This window comes from Ferruginibacter yonginensis (genome assembly GCF_042651465.1).
Taxonomy (GTDB): Bacteria; Bacteroidota; Bacteroidia; order Chitinophagales; family Chitinophagaceae; genus Ferruginibacter; species Ferruginibacter yonginensis.
The window spans coordinates 757,657-775,598 of the sequence record NZ_JBHSCZ010000002.1 but is presented as its reverse complement, the minus strand read 5'-3'; the positions used below and the strand labels follow the sequence as shown (position 1 = coordinate 775,598).

Here is a 17,942-nt window from a genome sequence, read left to right as displayed (position 1 = left end):
AAAAAATAGTGCACATCATAAAAATTGGTTTACTTTATAATTGCCGAATTACCCTTGTATATAAACGAGGCACCATTATCACAAGTAACTTCTGCCGTATATACAAATACTTCTGGTGATGCTGGTATGCCCTTAATTTTTCCATCCCAACCATAACTAATCGTATTTGGTGGGAAGTTGGTACGTTCAAAAATTAGCTCACCCCACCTATTAAATATTCTAAAATATTTTACAGTTGTAATGCCTTTTCCACGTACCATTAATACATCATTTAATCCATCACCATCTGGTGTAAATGCATTCGGAATAAATACTTGTGCATTTTCACAGAACACTTTTACTTTCAACGTATCAGTTGCACTACAACCAAAGTTGTTGGTAACTTTTACTACATAGGTAATATCTTTTTTAACGGTTGCAATTGGTAACGGACAAGTATTGCACGATAAATTAGCATTAGGAGTCCACAACCACTGCGTAATTGGTCCATTGGTAATTTGTGTAGTAAGTGGTAATTGCGTACCTGTTGCCAAAGTAACATCTGGCCCCAATTGTACTGTTGGATATTGCCCTACCCTCACTAAAACATATGCTGTATCAGTAAAACAATTATTGCCATCGTAACCAATTACCCTGTAGTTGGTCGTAACAGTTGGGTTAGCAATAGGGTTAGCAATGCTAGCATTATTAAGCGATTGAGCTGGCGACCAACTATAGGTAGCGGCACCTGTTGCATTGAGTGGTACAGTACTACCAATACAAATATTTTGTGTAGGTGGTACTTCAATATCAAAAGGCTGTAATACTGTAACCACAACAGTATCAGTACCCACGCAACCAAAACTATTAGCAGCGCTTACTACATAAGCTGTACTTACTAACGGGGCTGCTACTGGGTTGGCACAATTAATACAACTCAAACCATTCACTGGCGACCATTGGTAATTACTTGCACCAGTTACCTGTAATTGTGCACTATTGCCTCTGCATAAAGTAAAATTATTGGTGGCAAATAGTTGTGGTGCTGTATTTATAACAATTGTATGATAGGTAGTATCAAAACAACCATTAACCGTACCTGCTACTAATCGTAACGTATAAGTACCAGCATTAATAAAAGTATAAGAAAAACTACTACCAATTGCCGAAGCTCCGTTGGATAATTGCCATTGCATTACGCCAATAGCATCTACACTAGCTACGTTGCTTGTAAATGATACTGTTTCATTAATACACTTTGTTGCTGGGCCACCAATAGTTGCAATTGGTGCACTATTAACTGAAACAGTTATTAGTTTGGCTATAGTATCAGTACAACCACTATTACCCGTAATAATCATTTCAACATTATATTGGCCTGCAGCTGCATAAGTATGCGATGTAGTAAAACCGTTACCTATTGTACCATCACCAAAATTCCATCTAACATTCGCTTTACCAAAAAATGCATAAGAAGTATCTGTAAAATTAACAGCCGCAACGCCACATTGAGCTTGAGCTTGGTGTTTAAACCCTGCAACAATTTTATCTACTTTAATAGTATCTAAACCCGGTACATTAAAATTACACAAAGCACTGTTTTGAACGGTAATGCTTGGCACATAAATACCAGGTTGGGTGTATGCATGGTATACCGTTTGATTTGGGGAACTAATACTTATACCATCACCAAAATTCCAAACAATATTATTAAAATTACTTGCAGTTGCTTGTAACTGAACTACGGCATTTAAACAACTATAACCACTATTATATTGTAATGTACCTGATGGCCCTGTAACCCTTACGGTATCTGTAGAAGTAAAGGTACAACCACCAGCTACTAACACATTTAATACAACCGGATAAATACCTGGCGCATTATAAGTATGACTTACTACGTTACCATTACCTGTAGTACCATCACCAAAGTTCCAAACAGCACTAACAGCTGGTAATGTGTTATTAGTAAATGTTACATTAAATGGAGCACAAGTGCCATTGTTTGCACTTAACGATAAAGAACCATTGGTGATGCTATTAATATTGATGGTTCGTTCTGTGTATGCATCACAAATATTACCCGGTGCATTGGTACTGTATGCGGTTAGTCGTACCACAAAATTACCCCCAGTTGTGTAGGTATGTGTAGGGTTGGCTAAGGTAGATGTTGTACCATCGCCAAACTCCCACAAATAGGATGTTGCATTGGTTGATTGATTGGTGAAGTTGATGCTGTTACCTATACAAGTATTGTATGTGCTTGCAACAAATGCTGGTATTGGTTTTGCAAATACTTGTATGAGTGTTGTAGTAGTGGTATCGGTACAACTATTAGCTGCCGTTAAACTTACAGTAAAGTTACCTGGCGTATTAAATGTGTGATAAATAGTATCAATACCACTTGTGGTAGTGAGTGTATTGCCATCTCCAAAATTCCATGTAAAATTATTAGCGCCAATGGTACTGTTGATAAACGCAACAGTATGTGGTGCACAACCAAACAGTTGTGGCCCATTTACAATTAAATTGAAATTAATATTTGTAGGGTTAATTATTACATCATAATAAACAGTATCAGCACCACAACTATTTACTGCAATTAATTGCACCCTAAAAGTATCAACAATACCAGTATTGTAGGTATGTTGCACCGAATTGTTGTTGGTAGATGATAATACGGTACCATCACCAAAATCCCAATTATACTGGTTAACAATGCCTAGTGAATTATTTTGGAACGTAATAGTAACAGGCGAACAACCCGTTGTTGTACTAGGTACAAACAGCGCTTTTGGTTTTGATTTTACAGTAATAGGCTTAGTAATTATTTGTGTATCACAATTAGCATATACAAATAAGCGAACGTTGTAAGTAGTATCAAAATAAGTTGGATTCGTGGCAAAAGTAACCGCACCAGGGTTTGATGAAGTAGAAGTTTGTCCGTTACCAAAATCCCATAAATACGTAAATGAATTGATATTAGCCGTTGTATTTGTAAACTGCACCGTAAGCGGTCCACAACCTACATTTTGCGATAATGTAAAACCTCCTTGAGGTAAATCATAGGTATAAAATGTTTTAGTAATGCTATCATTTTTACAACCAAATAACGAAAGCGCTACTAATTTAATTTTTACTGAATCATTGGGGTTTGAAATAGTGTATCCTGGGAAAGTGGCACCACTTCCTATGAATATGTTATTTGCATACCATTGATACGTACTATTATTGAGCGGATATGTTTGTAAACCAATAACGGCTGGTGTAATGATAAACGGTGGACATTTAATAGTTGTTGTAGGTACAAATTGTGCCACAGCATTTGGGTTTATTTTAACCTTGATGGTGTCTCTTGGTCCTTCGCAACCTACACTGTTTACTTGACTTACATAATAGTTAATAGTTGTAATGTTATTGGTTGGAGGTGTTGGGGCAACTGTACTACCAACGCCACCTGTTGCTGAAGTGTAATATAATAACGTACCTCCATTTGTTGCTGTTGCACTAATAGGTGCAGCTGTTGCACCAATACAATATTGCACAGGCGTTACTACCGTAGGTTTTGCTGGCAATGTATTTACTACAACAGTGGTTGACACAGTGGTTGAAGCACAATTATTTACCGTAATAAAAAGTGAATAAACACCTGCCATTGTATTGGTAATATTTGCAATTGTAGGGTTTTGTAAATTGCTTGTAAAACCATTAGGACCAGTCCATGTATATACAACGTTTGGCGTTGCACTTGCTGTTGCAGTAAGTTGTAAGGTTTGCCCTACACATAACGGACCATTATTACTTATGCTTGGAGCAGTTGGCGGTAATGGATTATTTAAAGTGATACTTGAAACAATATTGGAGTTACATTGACTAAGTGTTACATAAATATTACTATAAGTACCAGCTATTAAATTATTGATTATAATTTGTCCTGAACCATTTGCAGTGGCATTGGTATTAAACGGTGTATTATTAAAAGTGTAATGAACTGTGTATAAAGTATTAGCTGTTAATCCGTTTATGGTAATTGTGCCATTACTACCAATACAACTAGTAGGGTTTGATGATACTACATTTATTTGTGGTGTATTATTTACTATTACAGTAATAGCTGCTCTTGGGCTTTCGCATTGAGTAGTATTATTTATTTGGCTCACATAAAAAGTTTGTATACCAACTGTAGCGGTATTGGGTGTTGGAGCTGTTGATAATGGCAAGCCACCTGTTGCATTTGCATACCAAATTAAAGAATGATTATTTAAAGCAGTTGCCGTTAAAGGAACGGCTGTTGCACCAGCACAATAATTAATAGGTGTAGTAACTAATGGTGCTGCTGGCGATGGATATACAGTAATAGTAAACGATTGTGCTGCTCCTGTACAACCGTTAGCGATAGGTGTTACTGTTATCGTTGCAATTTGTGTTACATTGGTAGTATTGGTTGCAGTAAACGATGTAATGTTTCCTAAACCACTTGCAGCTAAACCAATACTAGTATTACTGTTTACCCAACTATATGTAACATTGCTCACTCCATTACCAGAAAATACTATAGCACTAGTGGCACTACCATTGCATAATTGTTGATTATTGATAGCATTAACGGTTACAGCCGGTTGCACCGTAATAGTAAAAGTTTTACTATTACCAACACAACTCACACCAGCATTGGTATAAGTTGGAGTTACGGTTATATTGGCTGTAACTACAGTATTTGTGTTGTTAATAGCAGTAAAAGTTGGGATAGCGCCAGATCCACCTACAGCCAAGCCAATACTAGTATTGTCATTTACCCAACTGTATTGCGTATTGGCTGTACCACTAAAGTTGATCACACTACTTGTTTGTCCATTACAAATAGTTACTGGTGCTGGTTGATTTACAGTAGCGGTAGGGTTAACTGTAATATTGAAAGTTCGTGGCGTACCCGTACAAGTAACTCCAGCATTTGTATAAGATGGTGTTACAGTAATTGAGGCTACAACTGGTATGGTGCCATTATTAACTGCAGTGAAAGATGCGATGTTGCCTGTGCCACTTGCCGGCAACCCAATACTTGGTTGATTATTCACCCAATTATATATTGTACCATTGGTTGAGCCGCTAAATAGTATTGCCGAAGTTAATGCCCCATTACAAATAACTTGATTGGTTGGTTGCACCACATTGGGTGATGGATTAACGGTAATAGAAAATGACTGTGCATTGCCTGTACATGTTACACCTGCATTGGTAAAAGATGGTGTAACAGTAATGTTAGCTGTTATGGGTGAAGAAGATGCATTGGTTGCTAAAAAGTTATTAATATTTCCTACACCGCTTGCGGCTAAACCAATTGCAGTATTATCATTCACCCAATTATAAGTTGTGCCTGTTATGGTACTTGAAAAATTAATGTTGCCACTGTTGGCATTATTGCAATAAACTTTATCAACAATTGAAGCAACATTAGCAATAGGATTCACAATAATGCTATAGGTAGCTGATTGTCCACTACAGATGCTATTGCCAGATGTAGTTGCTGTTGCTATATAATTAACTGTAATAGGTGCATTAGTAGTATTGATCAATGTTTGTGTAGGTATTACATTACTTCCGCTTGTAATTACACCAGTAATGCCCGTAGGTGGATTACATACCCAACTTATGGTGGCACCGGCAGTTGCCGTACTAATATTTATTGCATTGGTTGTTGTACCAGAACATATAGTTTGATTGACCGCTGAAAAATTAATTACAGGAGATGGATTGACAGTGATTGTAAAAGATTGTGCATTGCCTACACAACCAGCATAATTTGGTGTTACAATAATATTTGCTGTGATAGGGGCATTGGTATTATTAGTGGCAGTAAATGCAGGTATAGCACCATTACCACTAGTACCTAAGCCAATGTTGATATTATCATTCGTCCAACTAAAATTTGTACCTATAGGCGTTGCTGTAAAGGATGTACTTACCACATTAGTTCCGGCACAAACACTTATATCATTTGGTTGTGTTAAGGTAGGCGTTGGGTTTACTGTAATAGTAAACGTTCTTGTATTACCATTACAAGTTAGCCCTGCATTGTTGTACGTTGCTGTAACAGTAATGGTAGCTATTATAGGTGCATTGGTATTATTGATGGCTGTAAATGAAGGTATATTACCTGTACCATTTGCTGCTAAACCTATTGCTGTATTGTTGTTCGTCCAGCTATATACAGCTGTTGCAATATTGCCTGAAAAATTTATTGCGGTAGTATTGGCCCCTTCACATAAACTTTGGTTTGGTATGACATTGATAATAGGTACTGGGTTAACAGTAATGTAAAAAGTGTCTTTTACACCTACACATCCATTAAAAGTAGGTGTAACTATTATCATAGCTACTTTGGGTACTGTTGTATTGTTTGTTGTAGTAAAAGATGGTATGTTGCCCGTACCACTTGCTCCTAAACCGATAGTAGTGTTATTATTCGTCCATGTAAAAACAGTACCAGGTATGGTTCCTGTAAAATTAATATTGCCAGATGCAGCGCCTGCACAATAAGTTTTATCATCAGTTGGTTGTACAGTTGGCACTGGTTTAATGATTACGTTTTGCGTTGCGTTTGTAACACCACACTCATTTGTAACTGCCACATTTATGGCATAAGTACCGGGGTTATTAAACGTAACTGCACCAGGATTTTGTGTGTTAGCCATACTAGGTGTGCCACCAGTAAATGTCCAATCATATGTTGCATTGGTTACATAACAACTTGTGGTGAGTGTAGGCACAACAGTAAGGTTTGCACAAGTATTGGGTATACTTGCTATTGCCGCTTGTGGCTTTCCTTTCACAATTATTTGTTGTACTACCACTGCTGAAGAACAAGCAGCTCGGGGTGCTATAGTTATTAAACTAATAGTATACACACCCGGATTATTAAATTGAAACTGAGGGTTTGCCGAAGTTGCACTCGTTCCATTTAAATAAACATAATTACTCGTATTAGGTAAACAACCTGCCGTTGGTGTATAGGTTACATTCCAACTAAAAGTATTGGCGCCACAATTAGCTACCGTATTACTTGTATTGATGGTATTTACGAGTAAAGGTGCACAACCAATAGATTGGTTTACATTAAAATTAGCTATGGGTTGAGGATTTACACAAATACGACGAGTAGTTGAATCGAACCCACACAATGTTGTACCTGATATTAATTGTACATCATAAAAACCAGGTGTATTAAAAATAACTTGTAGGTTGAGTGCACCACTCGTCCATGCATCGGGGTTTAAAGGAAAACCATTATCATTACCCAAAGTTCCAGAAACGATTGTCCAGCCTGTGCTTGGCGTAATTTTCCATAATACTTTACCATTGGTACATGGGCCGCTGCCTATGTTTGGAACAGATGAACCTAAATCGCCAACACTGTTAATATTAACGATGGTATTTTGACAAACTGTATCACTAGGCGATACGCTAAATATAGACCTTGATTTTCTTGAAATTCTGATACCACCAATAAAACCGGGTGTTTCACCACAAGGATTTCTAAACAAATATGATACTGCAAAAGTGTTACTTGGCGGCACACCACAACTTGTTTGGTTAAATGTATGCGTAAATACTGCAGGAACGTTGGCTTGCGTATAACGCACTGTATCAGTACCATCGTTTACAAAAATTAAATATTCTGTACCGGGTGGGTTATTTTGAATGTTAGCAAATGGAAAAGAAAAAGTGTTACCCGTACAACCGATGGTGCTACCTGGTGAGCTAATAGAACCTGTAGGGTTGCTACCTACAAATACTTTATACACTGTAGTATCAACACAACCAGTTGGCGTACCAACAATAAATGTAAGGTTATATAAACCTACCATGTAAGTATGAGTTATTTGTCCGGCTGCACCTAATGGCCACGAATTATTGTTGGTATAGTTTGGTGTACCATCGCCCCAAATAATGGTGTAGCTTGAGTTTACAGCGGCAGTAGCACTAACATTAAAAAATGTAAGGGTGGCTTGGTTGGTGGTATTACATTGAATAAAATAAAGTTGACCATTAAAAGGTGTAGGCATAGGCGAACCGCCCAAAGTAGCATCAGGACCACTAACGATAGTTACAGGGTGAACAATAGTATCGGTACACCCATTATTAGATGTTACCACTAATTGAACATTATAAGTTTGTGCACTTGCTACAGCAGGTGGTGGAAAAAATTGATGTGACGGGTTTGCTGAAGTTGATTGTGAACCATCATCAAAATTCCATTGATAACTAATAATACTATCAGGTGCCGGAATAGATGATGTGTTTGTAAATTGTACCGTTGTTCTGCCACAACCTGTAGATGGTGTAAATGAAAAAGCTGCAACAGGCAATGGACTTTGCGTTAAAAAAACGGTATCAAAAAAATTGGTAATGGTAGCATCTGCTAAGCGGTAGGCGCCTGCATTGGTAGCTATAAAATTATTAGCATTACTTAGCGTAACCCAAGGTGCATTACCGTTTGGTGAATATTGCCATGCAATTGGCGTAGCACCTGTGCCAAGGGCCGTTAATGTTTTGGAACCTCCCACACAAAAACTTGTATCGCCAGTGTAACCAATAGATTGTGCATCTGATGTTACAAAATACAAAACGCTTAAAATAACGAGTAAAAGTTTTTTCATAAGCAACCGTAAGGTCTTTTACGAAACAGTGCTATGCGGCTTTGGTAAGTTGTTTTGGTGTCAACAAATGTTTAGGGTATTTGTTGATGACATACGTATTGCCTTAAGTTGAACGCACAATTATTTTGAAAATTGTATTAGGTGGATAAGAATTGCGGCTTTTAAAAAAATTGAGTAAATACCACTTTGTTTATTGTTAAAAATACGGTGACGGGTTTAGCGGTGAAGTACGTTACAACTGTTGCAACTAGCCCGGATAGTAGCGGAAAGCCCACAGGCCAAAAAGCGCCGCTTTGGCCGAGGACTTGCAGCGAATAGCCGGAAAACCAATGTTGACAAGGGTTTGCGGTTGATGCTACAAATGATTAAAAATTATAATGGGCAATTTTGATGATAATCAATTAACTCAATAGGTGTACGTTCGAAGCTATAATTTTTATAATGTTCACTAATTTCATCTAACACTTCGTTGATGGCTTCAGGCGTAGTAAGGGTTACCAATTTCATGCGAAAATCTTTTATGCCTGGTAAGCCTTTTAAGTAATTAGTGTAATGGCGACGCATTTCGTTAATACCAACGATTGGGCCTTTCCAATCAATAGATCGATCAAGGTGTTTTTTACAAACGGCCACTCTCTCTTCAAGCGTTGGAGCTGGTAAAATTTCGCCAGTGTTGAGGAAGTGTTTGATTTCTCTAAATATCCAAGGGTAGCCAATGGCTGCTCTACCAATCATAATACCATCAATACCATATTTTTCTTTGTATGCTTTGGCTTTTTGTGGCGAATCAATATCTCCATTGCCAAATACAGGTATGGTAATACGTGGATTGTTTTTTACTTTACCTATCAATGTCCAATCGGCTTCGCCTTTGTATAATTGGGCACGGGTACGGCCGTGAATGGAGATAGCTTGTACGCCAATATCTTGCATGCGTTGGGCTACTTCTTCAATATTTTTGGTGTTATCATCCCAACCCAAACGGGTTTTAATAGTAACAGGTAGTTTGGTACTTTTAATAACAGCTTCTGTTAATCGAACCATTAAATCAATATCTTTCAAAACGCCAGCGCCTGCACCTTTACTTACAACTTTTTTTACGGGGCAACCAAAATTAATATCTACCAAATCAGGATTTACCGTTTCGCAAATACGAGCACTCATAGCCATTGCCTCTTCATCACCTCCAAATATTTGGATGCCGAATGGACGTTCCTCCTCAGTAAAATCGAGTTTCTTTTTACTTTTTATAGCATCTCTGATAAGCCCTTCGCTGCTGATGAACTCACTGTACATCAAATCTGCACCATTGTCTTTACAAACGGCACGAAAAGGTGGGTCGCTCACATCTTCCATGGGCGCTAATAACAAAGGAAATTCAGGTAATTGTATGGAACCGATAGCAGGCATAGCTTTATTTGTATATTGCAGCTGCAAATTTACTATAATTTTTAAGGATGGAATACAAAAGCATTAAAGGTTTTACAGGTTGGGCCCAAATGGGTTTCTTATTTGCCTTTTTAGGACTCGGATTTATATTGGCTGGCGGTGTACAATTGCTATTAACCTTGCAAATTTTACCAAAGGGGGTTTCTATTACTGATACTGACGCTGTGATGAAAGCGATGTTGGCGCCTGAAAACGTGGGTATGGCAAGAACTATACAGGTTTTGGGGACCATGGTACTTTTATTTATACCGGCTTTGTTGTGGAATTTTGTAAGCAATGGCAAAAGTTTATTTTGGATTGGGTTTAACAAACACATCAACATTTTTCAAATTTTATTAGGCTTCATGATCATTTTTGCTGCCTCTATTGCAGCAGCACCTTTGGCAGATATTACCAAAAAAATAATAAGCCACTTCCCCACAATTGATGCTAGTGCCAAAAGCATGGAAGATTTGTATAACCAACAAGCCATTGCTTTAAGTAACCTAAAAAGCTTTAGCGAATACCTAGTGGCTTTGGCCATTATGGCATTTTTTCCGGCAATGTTTGAAGAAGTATTTTTTAGAGGAGTTGTACAAAATTTGTTAACCAAATGGTGGCGCAAACCAATATTGGCTATTATAGTGACTGCGGCAATTTTTAGTTTAATTCATATGTCAATATACCTATTTTTAGTACGTATGGTATTAGGCATTGTATTGGGATTACTTTTTTACAAAACGAAAAATATTTGGGTAAATATTATTGCACATTTTCTAAATAATATGTTTGCATTAACCCAATTGTACACTTTACAAAAAATGAATAAACCAATAGATGTAAGCAAGCTTGACCCTGATGTGCATTGGAGTGTAGGGCTTTTGGGTATTGCAGCTTTAGCAGGATTATTTATGTTACTAAAAAAATACAGTGCCAAAAATGTAGCAAAAATTGATGCGGCTGAAAATGTATTAATAGCCTATGCGAACCCTTATAGCGGCATTACAAACAATAACGAAAACAAGCAATAACAATGGCTTTAAACAAAGCAGTTTTTAAAACCAGAACTATTACCGCTGTTGTATTTGCAATAGTAATGCTAGGTGGCTTATTTTATAATGGCTATAGTTTTTTTATACTTTTTACCATCATTATGTTGGGTGGTATTTATGAATTTATAAAATTAATTAAGCTAATAAAACCACAAGGGTATATCGTTTTACTGCCACTAGCTATTTTCTATATTGTATTACCCATTGTGATGCTGATGGACCTTGCTGGTCTTTTTGCAGAAAGTGGTACTATTACCTTTAATAATTATCATTACCTATTACCCATTGCAGTGATATTATCTATTTGGATTAATGATACCATGGCTTACGTGGTAGGCTCTTTTATAGGCAAAACACCTTTTAGCCCAATATCACCCAAAAAAACATGGGAAGGTACCATTGGTGGTGCAGTATTATGTATAATTACAATGGGATTATTAGGCTATTTTTTACCAGCCTTACAATCATTAGCTTGGCAGCATTGGTTGGCAATAGCTAGTATTTGTGCAGTTTTTGGCACTTTGGGCGACTTACTAGAAAGTAAATTAAAACGATTAGCAGGTGTAAAAGATAGTGGCAACTTTATGCCAGGCCATGGTGGTTTTTTAGACCGCTTTGATTCACTTTTAATTGCTACCCCATTAGTGTGGTTGTATGTGCTACTTTTCGTTGCATAAATTAATACCTTTGCATTTTAATTAACTAACATTTCACATGACGATTCACAGAGAAGGTTATAAATCAATAGCTGTTGCTACTTTAATTTTTATTGCGTTAAACGTATTATTCTTTTGGTTTTTTGGCGCAACGCTTTTATGGCTTTGTATTAGTTTTTTCGTAATCACTTTAGGATTGGTACTTTTTATTGTATCATTTTTTAGAATACCAGCAAGAACATTAACCATAAACGATGGTCAAATTATTTCGCCAGCTGATGGTAAAGTAGTAGTAATTGAAGAAACTGTTGATGATGAGTATTTTAAAGGAAAAAGATTACAAGTATCCGTATTTATGAGCCCTGCGAACGTACATGTAAACCGCAACCCTTTGAGTGGTACAGTTGTGTACAATCAATACCACAAAGGCAAATATTTGGTAGCTTGGAACCCAAAATCGTCAACTGAAAATGAACGCCATTCAATTGTTATTAAAAAAGATAATATAGAAGTGTTAGTAAAACAAATTGCAGGCGCTTTGGCAAAACGTATCATCAATTACAGTGAAGTTGGGCAAAAAGTAAAACAAACTGATGAGTTTGGCTTTATTAAATTTGGTAGCAGGGTTGATTTGTTATTGCCCATTGGTACTAAAATAAATGTGGCGTTAAATGAAGTAGTGAAAGGTGGTGTTACAGTTATTGCTACTTTATAAAGAATATTCACTTTAAAATTTTAACATTTCTAAACTTATTCGTAGGGTAAAATGATTATTTTTACTATACAATTTTAAACATATTAAAACCAAAAAAATGAAAAGAATATTTGTATTAGCTACAGCAGCTTTATTGGTTACAAGTGCTGCATTTGCAACTGGTACCGACAAAGGAAAAGGTAATAAAAAGAAATGTGCAAAAGGCAAATCATGCTGCTCAAAAACAACAAAAGCATGTTGCAAAGACAAAGCTGCAAAAACTGCAAAAATGTAATGCAACTGTATTGAAGATATATAAAAGAAAAGGCTTTCAAATTTGAAAGCCTTTTCTTTTATAATATAGTTTCTAACTCTTTTAAATGGGTAATGGTATAAGTGGGCTGCACTTTTAAAGGCTCTTTAATATGGTTTACAAATACTTGATCAATACCTGCATTAATGGCTCCTTGTATATCAGCTGCTTGGTTATCGCCTAACATGATACTATGTACAGGTAATGCACCTGCTTGTTGCATGGCATACTCAAAAATTTCTTTTTTAGGCTTTAAGCTATTACTTGCTTCTGATGTTATTACTTGTTTAAAAAAAACATCTAACCCACTATTGGTTAACTTCATGCGCTGTGTTTTTTCAAAACCATTGGTGATTAAATGTAAGTGATAACCTTTATCAGTTAGGTATTCTAAAATTTCAAATGTGTATGGAAACACTGCTTTTTTGGTAGGTAAAATCTCTAAAAAATCAACACTCATTTTTTTTGATAAAGCTTCATCTGCCACTTTAAAATCAAGTAAGGTACGCCACATACGTTTCCACTTCAACTCTTCTACCCCAATAAAACCAGCTTCGTACCTTGCCCACAAATGAGCATTATGGTGTAAATATTTTTGATAAAAATCGTCAAATGAAGCGCCAACACGTTCTTGCAACGTAGGTAAATAAATATCCGTTAAGGTTTCTTTTGCGTTGGTATCAAAATCCCAAATGGTATGATCTAAATCAAAAAATAGGTGCTTATAAGAGGCCATAAATATTAATGAAAAAATGAAACTTGTTCGTTTAACTTTACTTTTTTATAAAGTTAGCCAATAAAAATTTATACAAATGAATATCGTTATTACAGGTGCAGCAAGAGGTATCGGCAAAGCTATTGCAACACAATTTGCCACAGCAGGTAACAATTTAATATTATGTGCCAGAAATATTGCTACGCTTTCACAAACGGCTGATGCAATTAAGTTAAACAACCCTAGTTGTAACGTTCATGTATTTGCAGCAGATTTAAGTAAGGTAGCTGATGCAAATGCGTTTGCAAATTTTTGCTTGCAGTGGGGTGCTCCTGATGTGCTGGTTAATAATGCAGGTGGCTTTACGCCTGGGAATGTTGTAGATGAACCAGATGATGCATTGAAAAATATGTTAGATAATAATTTGTTCAGTGCTTATCATCTTACCAGAAAATTAGCCCCTACTATGATAGCTAAAAAAACAGGGCATATTTTTAACATGTGTTCTATTGCTGGTTTGCAAGCATATAATGGCGGAGGAAGTTATAGCATCAGCAAATTTGCATTGAATGGGTTTAGTAAAAATTTACGCCATGAATTAATGCCGCACCAAATAAAAGTAACCACCGTTTTTCCGGGAGCTGTATTTACTGACTCATGGGATGGTTTTGATAACAGCAACCAACGTATAATGGTAGCTGATGATATAGCAACAATGATTGTAGCTTGTACCAAATTAAGCATAGCTGCTGTACCCGAAGAGTTGGTTTTACGCCCACAATTAGGCGATTTGTAATTAACAGTTTGTTGCCTTTTTTTTGTGACAAAAATTAAATTACCCTAACGATACTTATTTATTTTTGTAGATATTTTAGTGGCCATGCATCAATTGTATACTATTGTTTTTTTACTGTTATCGCTTTGCACAAGGAGTACCAAGGTATTGGCGCAAACGAAGTTTACAGCAACTGCAACTCCCTCTAATATTGGCAAGACAGAATACTTTACTTACAAATTAGCCATTACCAATGGTAATACTATCAATGCATTAAACCCACCAAGTTTAAAAGATTTTAATATTATTAGTGGCCCTGATCAAATGATTGAGGGCAATACCATCAACAATGTTAGCATTCAAATTATTTCATTTCAATATACCCTACAACCCAAAAAACCAGGCAACTTTACAATACAGCCTGCTACTGCAACGATAGATGGGAAAAATTATAAAACGAACAGTGTAAATATCACCGTAAGCAATAAAAAAACGCTGAACAATAATTCCAATGCAAATAATGTACAAAATATACAATCATTATTTGATGATGCATTTTCACCTCAACCTGTTGCCGAACCTTACAAAGATTACATTTTAAAAAAGAACGAAACCATACCCGATAAAATAAAAAGAAACTTACAATTTAAATTAGAAACCAATAAAACAAGTTGTTATGTGGGTGAACCTATTGTAGCAACATACAATATTTATACTCGGTTAAGAACAGAAACAAGCCTTACAAAAAACCCAAGTTTCAATGGCTTTTCTGTAATAGATATGCTACGTCAAAATGAACCCAACCCACAATCAAAAGGAAGTATTAATGGGCGGCCATGCGATGTGTATACTTTAAGAAAAGCTCAATTGTACCCTTTACAAGCAGGTGCTATTGAACTTGAACCAGCTACCATTGATAACAATATTTCATTTGTAAAGGCTGAAAATGAACAAGATGTTAATCCTTATAATATCGCAAGTACTGATGTAGTAAATGAACGAATAACCATCAATACAAATCCTATCACAATAAACGTGAAGGCATTGCCTGAGTTAGGCAAACCAGCTAATTTTAATGGTGCCGTTGGTGATTTTAACATTGAAACTACTGTTGAAAAAAATACATTTTCAACCGATGAAGCAGGTAAATTAATTATAACAATTAACGGTACGGGTAATATGCAATTATTAACCTCACCAACTATTAACTGGCCAACTGGTATAGAAGCTTTTGAGCCTACAGTAGTGGACAATATCAATAATGAAACCATTCCATTAAGTGGCAGTAAAACATTTGAAATTCCATTTTCAGTGAATGCCTCTGGAAGTTACATTTTACCTGAGGTATTTTTTAGTTACTTTAACCCAAGTACTGCCCAATATAAAACGGTATCATCTAAACCTATTACAATAAACATTAGTAAAGGAGATGGTAAGCAATTAAAAAATGCCTTGGCACAACAACAAACTGTACAACAACCTGGTTGGTGGAACTATATTTTTTCACACCGATGGATTATTGTTTTAATTGTTGCATGCATTATTATTATTGGTATTATTATATGGTTTTTAAAAGATGCCCAGCAACAGAAAAAAGCGCCAGCAATAAAACCTAATATTATTGTAAATGAAACAGTAACTGAAACCAGTAAGCCGATATTAAATATTGAACAAGCTTTTGCTAAAACCTACCAATGCCTTGAAAGGCCTGACTGTGTTGATTTTTACGTTTTACTACAAATGGAGTTAAAACAATTTTTAGCCACTCAATTGCAATTAGAACCACACCAACTAAATACCAAGCATATTATAGCAGTGATGGATCAAAAAGGGGTATCAAACCAATTAACACTCGAAACACAATCATTGCTCAACGAAATTGAGCAGCAGTTGTACACCCCATTTGAACGAAGTGACGCTTTACAACAAATGTATGTAAGGGCACAAACATTGGTACAGCAAATTGCAAAACATTTTGTTTAATCGGTAAACTTATAACCTACCCCACGTGCAGAGTGGAAATAGCGTGGATTTCTGCTATCTTCTTCAAAATATTTACGGAAGTTTAAAATAAAATTATCAATTGTACGTGTAGTAGGGTACACATTATACCCCCATACTGCTTGTAAAATTTTTTCTCTTGTAACTACTTCGTTTTTATTTTCAATAAGCAACTTTAATAGCATTAACTCCTTTTTGGTAAGCATAATTTTATCACCTGCTTTGTTGAAAGATTCTGCTGCTTTAAAATCGATGGTGTTTGGCCCAAACTCATATACATTAGGCAATGGTTGCTTAATAGAAATTTGCTCACTTTTTTTAATAAGCTTTGAAACCCTTAATAACAACTCTTCTAAATTAAAAGGTTTGGTGAGGTAATCATCAGCACCTTTTTTTAAACCCAACACCCTATCAGCACTTGAGTTTTTTGCACTTAAAATTAAAATAGGAATTTCATTATTGTTTAACCTAATGGTTTCACAAACACTGATACCATCAAGCTCTGGCAACATTACATCTAAAATAATTAAATCAAAATGTTCTTGTGCTACCATTTTTAATGCATGTGCACCATCATAACTACTGCTTACTTCATACCCTTCTAACTCTAAATTTAATTTTAAAGCTTCTTGAAGATTTTCTTCATCTTCCACCAATAAAATTGAAAACTTTTTTTCTGTCATATTATATACATTTAAGCTTCAGCTTGTAATGATAAAATAAAAATACTACCACCTTTTGGGTTATTTTCTACCGCAATTTTTCCTTTGTGAGCTAATGCTATTCTGCTTGTAAGGTATAAACCTAAACCTGTACCCTTGGCTCTTTTAGTAGCTTCGTTACCTACTCTGTAAAACTTTTCAAATACTTGTTGTTTATCAGCTTCAGCAATGCCTGGTCCTTCATCAACCACTTGTAAAATAGCTTGGTTTTGTTGTTTCAATAATTTTACAACAATTGGTTTTTCTTTAGGTGCATATTTAATAGCATTTTCAATGAGGTTACTTATAGCAATTTGTAATAAAAAAGCATCGCCATTTACAAACACTTCTGTAGCAATATCTTTTTCAATAATTCTGTTACTAAACCTTGTTATAAAACGATCCACACAATCATTTACAATAAAAGAAAAATCTTGCTCATCGTTGGTGGCTTTATACCCACCGCCATCAATTTGCGATGAAACTAATAAATTGGTACATAAAGTATCGAGTCGGTTGGTTTCTTGCAAGGTATTATACAACAGCCGTTGTTGCTGTGTTTCAGCCAACTTATGTTTTTGTAAAGTTTCTAAATTTAGCTTGGCCACTGAAATAGGCGTTTTTAATTCATGCGTAATGGCCATCATAAAATTTTGTTGATCTCTGGTTAAGCGGAGCTCTCTACGTACTGCCCTAAAAACAAAAATAGCGCCTGCTAAAATGAGTAATAAAAAGGTACCACCTTCACCTACATACTGGGCTGTTTTTACATTTTTTGCTTTAATGATAGCGTTATATTTTTCTGTGTACAAAAAATCATCTTTATGTAAATCTTGAATTTTGTACTGACTCATTTGTTCATTTTGCCTACCAAGTGCAATGAACCACCAAACCAATGCGGCAATAATATAGGCAAGCAATACCCAGTAAATAATAATAACTTTTTGAATTTTATTTTTTTTGAGCTGCAT

At 35.8% G+C, this 17,942-nt stretch carries 11 protein-coding genes; 6 read left to right on the top strand and 5 right to left on the bottom strand.

The annotated features are described in order from the left end of the window. Positions 1-29 precede the first annotated feature (29 nt). Together ACFOWM_RS10610 and dusB are read right to left on the bottom strand one after the other, a co-directional pair. Positions 30-8,636 (bottom strand): PKD domain-containing protein, encoded by an 8,607-nt coding sequence (locus ACFOWM_RS10610; protein ID WP_379709743.1) that lies wholly within the window; start codon positions 8,634-8,636, stop codon positions 30-32. A 372-nt stretch (positions 8,637-9,008) separates the two neighbouring features. After that, complete coding sequence (dusB, locus tag ACFOWM_RS10605) at positions 9,009-10,046, bottom strand: tRNA dihydrouridine synthase DusB (RefSeq protein WP_379709741.1); 1,038 nt, start codon at positions 10,044-10,046, stop codon at positions 9,009-9,011. A 47-nt stretch (positions 10,047-10,093) separates the two neighbouring features. Here dusB and ACFOWM_RS10600 point away from each other — a divergent pair, with 47 nt between their 5' ends. From ACFOWM_RS10600 to ACFOWM_RS10585, 4 genes are all read left to right on the top strand, one after another. Beyond that, positions 10,094-11,095 carry a CPBP family intramembrane glutamic endopeptidase gene (locus ACFOWM_RS10600; RefSeq protein ID WP_379709739.1) on the top strand — a complete coding sequence of 334 codons (1,002 nt, stop codon included), beginning with the start codon at positions 10,094-10,096 and terminating at the stop codon, positions 11,093-11,095. 2 nt (positions 11,096-11,097) lie between these two features. Then, positions 11,098-11,793, top strand: a complete 696-nt coding sequence (locus ACFOWM_RS10595; protein WP_379709737.1) for a phosphatidate cytidylyltransferase — start codon at positions 11,098-11,100, stop codon at positions 11,791-11,793. Between the two features lie 37 nt (positions 11,794-11,830). Then, positions 11,831-12,487 carry a phosphatidylserine decarboxylase family protein gene (locus ACFOWM_RS10590; protein ID WP_379709735.1) on the top strand — a complete coding sequence of 219 codons (657 nt, stop codon included), beginning with the start codon at positions 11,831-11,833 and terminating at the stop codon, positions 12,485-12,487. A 97-nt stretch (positions 12,488-12,584) separates the two neighbouring features. Then, entirely contained in the window at positions 12,585-12,761 is a 177-nt protein-coding gene (locus ACFOWM_RS10585; protein WP_379709733.1) for a hypothetical protein, read from the top strand. A gap of 58 nt (positions 12,762-12,819) precedes the next feature. Here ACFOWM_RS10585 and ACFOWM_RS10580 read toward each other — a convergent pair whose 3' ends face one another. Then, complete coding sequence (locus tag ACFOWM_RS10580; protein ID WP_379709730.1) at positions 12,820-13,515, bottom strand: YjjG family noncanonical pyrimidine nucleotidase; 696 nt, start codon at positions 13,513-13,515, stop codon at positions 12,820-12,822. Positions 13,516-13,591: 76 nt separating this feature from the next. Between ACFOWM_RS10580 and ACFOWM_RS10575 the strand changes: the two genes are divergently transcribed. Further along, positions 13,592-14,290, top strand: a complete 699-nt coding sequence (locus ACFOWM_RS10575; RefSeq protein ID WP_379709728.1) for an SDR family NAD(P)-dependent oxidoreductase — start codon at positions 13,592-13,594, stop codon at positions 14,288-14,290. A gap of 84 nt (positions 14,291-14,374) precedes the next feature. Beyond that, the gene (locus ACFOWM_RS10570) at positions 14,375-16,252 is read left to right on the top strand and encodes a BatD family protein (protein WP_379709726.1); all 1,878 of its coding nucleotides are present in this window, start codon (positions 14,375-14,377) and stop codon (positions 16,250-16,252) included. Here ACFOWM_RS10570 and ACFOWM_RS10565 read toward each other — a convergent pair. Then, positions 16,249-16,953, bottom strand: coding sequence for a response regulator transcription factor (locus ACFOWM_RS10565; RefSeq protein WP_379709723.1), 705 nt, complete (start codon positions 16,951-16,953; stop codon positions 16,249-16,251). The two genes, ACFOWM_RS10570 and ACFOWM_RS10565, sit on opposite strands and share 4 nt — an antisense overlap. Before the next feature lie 11 nt (positions 16,954-16,964). Then, positions 16,965-17,942, bottom strand: a complete 978-nt coding sequence (locus ACFOWM_RS10560) for a sensor histidine kinase (RefSeq protein WP_379709720.1) — start codon at positions 17,940-17,942, stop codon at positions 16,965-16,967.

Bases quoted from the DNA above. Each gene is read 5' to 3' on its own strand.
- ACFOWM_RS10610 (WP_379709743.1), bottom strand. From the start codon at position 8,636: ATGAAAAAACTTTTACTCGTTATTTTAAGCGTTTTGTATTTTGTAACA.
- dusB (WP_379709741.1), bottom strand. From the start codon at position 10,046: ATGCCTGCTATCGGTTCCATACAATTACCTGAATTTCCTTTGTTATTA.
- ACFOWM_RS10600 (WP_379709739.1), top strand. From the start codon at position 10,094: ATGGAATACAAAAGCATTAAAGGTTTTACAGGTTGGGCCCAAATGGGT.
- ACFOWM_RS10595 (WP_379709737.1), top strand. From the start codon at position 11,098: ATGGCTTTAAACAAAGCAGTTTTTAAAACCAGAACTATTACCGCTGTT.
- ACFOWM_RS10590 (WP_379709735.1), top strand. From the start codon at position 11,831: ATGACGATTCACAGAGAAGGTTATAAATCAATAGCTGTTGCTACTTTA.
- ACFOWM_RS10585 (WP_379709733.1), top strand. From the start codon at position 12,585: ATGAAAAGAATATTTGTATTAGCTACAGCAGCTTTATTGGTTACAAGT.
- ACFOWM_RS10580 (WP_379709730.1), bottom strand. From the start codon at position 13,515: ATGGCCTCTTATAAGCACCTATTTTTTGATTTAGATCATACCATTTGG.
- ACFOWM_RS10575 (WP_379709728.1), top strand. From the start codon at position 13,592: ATGAATATCGTTATTACAGGTGCAGCAAGAGGTATCGGCAAAGCTATT.
- ACFOWM_RS10570 (WP_379709726.1), top strand. From the start codon at position 14,375: ATGCATCAATTGTATACTATTGTTTTTTTACTGTTATCGCTTTGCACA.
- ACFOWM_RS10565 (WP_379709723.1), bottom strand. From the start codon at position 16,953: ATGACAGAAAAAAAGTTTTCAATTTTATTGGTGGAAGATGAAGAAAAT.
- ACFOWM_RS10560 (WP_379709720.1), bottom strand. From the start codon at position 17,942: ATGCAGCTCAAAAAAAATAAAATTCAAAAAGTTATTATTATTTACTGG.